A 1,085-nucleotide genomic window follows, 5' to 3' on the forward strand; every position below is an offset into this window, starting at 1 on the left:
TATCTTAAATATTTAAGATCAATTATTTCAATATGTGATTTTCAAGGTACGTTCTGACTGAAGTTTATCAGTCATTAGCGAGTTCAATATACTTGAACTTACTAATCACTGGTAAAAACCAGTTATTAACAGCATTACCCTGCTGGAACGGGTTAACACATTCATCATCGCGAACTTCGCCTTTATCTCCACCCGCTAGAACATGTCTGTTTTATTTGAAAACTCTTTCGAGTATTTTTCAAATAGAATCCGGCACCCACCTGCTCTCCCATGCCGTCTCCAGCATAGTACCATCGGCCGCTTACGTCTTAACCGTCGTGTTCGGGATGGGAACGGGTGTGTCCCATAAGCGCATCGGCACCGGAATTTTCGTGTTTTCATGAGTAAGTGCAGAACGAATCAATAAGAAATCGTGTTGAAAGCTTGCTTTCATAAGCGATTTTGTTTGGTTCGTTCTATAAGCGGCGAATGCCGCGACCGAACGAACTTGTTCGTGAGGTTTGCACTTACGGGCTATGCCCTGAAAACTCAACAGTACGTAAAACCCTTACTTCTTCTTCCTTAGAAAGGAGGTGATCCAGCCGCACCTTCCGATACGGCTACCTTGTTACGACTTCACCCCAGTTATCAGACCTGCCTTCGACAGCTCCCTGCTTTCGCTTGGGTCACTGGCTTCGGGCATTTCCGACTCCCATGGTGTGACGGGCGGTGTGTACAAGACCCGGGAACGTATTCACCGCAGCATTCTGATCTGCGATTACTAGCGATTCCAGCTTCATGTAGTCGAGTTGCAGACTACAATCCGAACTGAGACGTTATTTTTGAGATTTGCTCCCCCTCACAGGCTCGCTTCTCTTTGTTTACGCCATTGTAGCACGTGTGTAGCCCAAATCATAAGGGGCATGATGATTTGACGTCATCCCCACCTTCCTCCAGGTTATCCCTGGCAGTCTCATCAGAGTGCCCAGCTTCACCTGCTGGCTACTGACAATAGGGGTTGCGCTCGTTGCGGGACTTAACCCAACATCTCACGACACGAGCTGACGACAACCATGCACCACCTGTCTCCTCTGTCCCGAAGGAGG

The 1,085-nt window shown here is 47.7% G+C and carries 2 rRNA genes; both read right to left on the reverse strand.

The window, feature by feature from the left end:
* Positions 1-247: 247 nt before the first annotated feature.
* Positions 248-365 (reverse strand): 5S ribosomal RNA (gene rrf, locus DXA87_RS17490).
* Between the two features lie 200 nt (positions 366-565).
* A 16S ribosomal RNA gene (locus tag DXA87_RS18235) occupies positions 566-1,085 on the reverse strand; the annotation flags it as partial.

The sequence above is a fragment of the Desulfotomaculum sp. OF05-3 genome, from assembly GCF_003435535.1.
GTDB lineage: Bacteria > Bacillota > Clostridia > Lachnospirales > Lachnospiraceae > Pilosibacter > Pilosibacter fragilis.